Raw genomic sequence first — 2,009 nt, forward strand, 5'->3', positions numbered from 1 at the left:
ATCATGATCATTCGTTTGAATGGCTGCTTGTGTATAGAGCGATCCATTACGATAAAAAGTACCCAATAACTCTTTCTTTTTGGTATCCATACTAATAACAGGGTTTCCCGCATCCAGGTAGTCCTGCTTCAATTGGGTAATATTTTCAAATTGAGCATTGCGGTCAGGATGACCACCCATCGTAATGTTTTTCTGGGCTTTGCGCTTAACATATTCATGTTTTTTTAATAAATATCGAACGATATTACGACTGACAGAATAACCCTTTTTTAATAATTCACTGACGATTTCACGCGGCTTTAGATAAGTCCACCTAATAGATGAATTCATTGGATTGCCTGCTGTATGCTGTTGAAGAATATCTAAAAAGTCTTGATCTATTCCACTGTATTCAGGGGTAGAGGTCTTTTTTTTCGACCGCCTCCAGGTTGTCTGATTCCTGTTATATCCAGTTCTAATTCGGTGAGTTCTTTTTTTCCTTGGCGGATAGTTTTTGGGTCACACTCTAATAAAGCTGAAATATAGTTAACGCTACCATGAGATAATTTTTCACTTTCAATGGCGGCATACCGTCGCTTATTTTTTTCACAAAGTGAGTCATAAAATTTCTTCATCGACTTTTCGATATTTTTTTTATAAGGAAACGACATAAGACAACCACTGAGTAATAAATTAAGATAACCTTAATTTAGGGGAGATATTTCATTATTCAAGCTTGGCTGCTTCAGGAAGTTATTTCGTGCACATTCCTTAAGATAATAATGTCATAGGTGCCAATTTCCTGAACACCATTGAGGACACTGATAATGGATCCTTGAATAAATTTAGCCGGTGGTTTTGGGGAATAGTTAAATGCAATATCCTTTTCTGAGGTAGGCATAACCCGATCGCCACGACGAACCTCAATGTCAGTGCTTAAAATGCGTAAGGTTGCTGGATCTCCCAGGTGAACAATGACATTATCACCAACATAGATGGCTTCATAACCTAAAATCTCATCAGTATCTGGATCTATGTATGCGTCACCTGGGCGGTAAGTGGAGTAGGCAAGATACTCGGGTTTTAAAATAGTACGCACGAAAATCTCATCGCCTGCGCCTGCGACTAGATGCTCGCCAGAAAAATCGATAATATAAGGCGCTTTTTCCAGCTCATCTTTGCTAACTACTTTTGGAGAGCTTAGGTAGGGTCTGATGGCTTCGAAAGGAATCATTTGAATCGCTTCATCACTGTCAGTTGAGCGCATATGAGGGTATAGCATGCGCTGGTCATCACCTTCATTGTCTACGCAGAGCATGAGTTTGCCATCAACGAAGCAAAGCGTGATGACATCTCCAGGGTAAATGAGGTGTGGGTTTTTGATCTGGCCATTGTGTTTCCATACATTAGGCCATTGCCACGGATCTCTTAGAAATTTAGCTGATATATCCCAAAGGGTATCACCTTTAACAACGACATAGCTGGTAGGATGCGAGGTTTTAAATTTAACCACATCAGCCAGGCTGGAAAGACTAAAAGTCAGGGAGAGAATAAGTCCTATAATTGCTTTAGAAGCCATGTTTTTTTATTCCAATCATTCAAAAATTAGTGACTTAGTGTTGTTGTGCACGATTTTTTTATTAAAAAATAGGCAACACTGAGCTTGCTAAGTATAAAGTTTAGATGATTTCGGATAGAATTCCAGTCATAAATAATTATTGTTGGAGAGTTTAGTGAGTATTTTGTCAATTCTTGAGTTTCCTGATCCCCGTTTGCGTACCGTAGCAAAGCCTGTAGTGAATGTAGATAAGGCGATTGAGAGCTTGGTTGATGATATGTTGGAGACTATGTATGAGGCGCATGGCGTGGGTTTGGCGGCAACCCAGGTAGATATACATAAACGTATTATTGTTATAGATACAAGTGAAGATAAAAATAATCCGCTTTGCTTAATTAATCCAGAAATTATTAAGCAAATGGGAGAAGAAGAATCTGATGAAGGGTGTTTGTCGGTGCCGGGTGTTTTTGAA

General features: G+C 39.0%; 4 protein-coding genes. 1 reads left to right on the top strand and 3 read right to left on the bottom strand.

What is annotated here, in order from left to right:
- From CDZ78_RS18380 to CDZ78_RS18390, 3 genes are all read right to left on the bottom strand, one after another.
- On the bottom strand, nucleotides 1-459 hold a 459-nt coding region (locus CDZ78_RS18380; protein ID WP_444979217.1), incomplete at its 3' end, for an ISAzo13-like element transposase-related protein.
- The gene (locus CDZ78_RS18385; protein WP_087871280.1) at nucleotides 378-650 is read right to left on the bottom strand and encodes a hypothetical protein; all 273 of its coding nucleotides are present in this window, start codon (nucleotides 648-650) and stop codon (nucleotides 378-380) included. The genes CDZ78_RS18380 and CDZ78_RS18385, both read right to left, overlap by 82 nt.
- Before the next feature lie 74 nt (nucleotides 651-724).
- Complete coding sequence (locus CDZ78_RS18390; RefSeq protein ID WP_087871281.1) at nucleotides 725-1,558, bottom strand: LysM peptidoglycan-binding domain-containing protein; 834 nt, start codon at nucleotides 1,556-1,558, stop codon at nucleotides 725-727.
- A 154-nt stretch (nucleotides 1,559-1,712) separates the two neighbouring features.
- Here CDZ78_RS18390 and def point away from each other — a divergent pair.
- Nucleotides 1,713-2,009: peptide deformylase (def, locus tag CDZ78_RS18395; protein WP_087871282.1), on the top strand; the 297-nt coding region annotated here is incomplete at its 3' end.

The sequence above is a fragment of the Bathymodiolus platifrons methanotrophic gill symbiont genome, assembly GCF_002189065.1.
Classification (GTDB): domain Bacteria; phylum Pseudomonadota; class Gammaproteobacteria; order Methylococcales; family Methylomonadaceae; genus Methyloprofundus.

Excerpts from the sequence above, each read along its gene's own strand:
- CDZ78_RS18385 (WP_087871280.1), bottom strand. The coding sequence starts at position 650 with ATGTCGTTTCCTTATAAAAAAAATATCGAAAAGTCGATGAAGAAATTT.
- CDZ78_RS18390 (WP_087871281.1), bottom strand. The coding sequence starts at position 1,558 with ATGGCTTCTAAAGCAATTATAGGACTTATTCTCTCCCTGACTTTTAGT.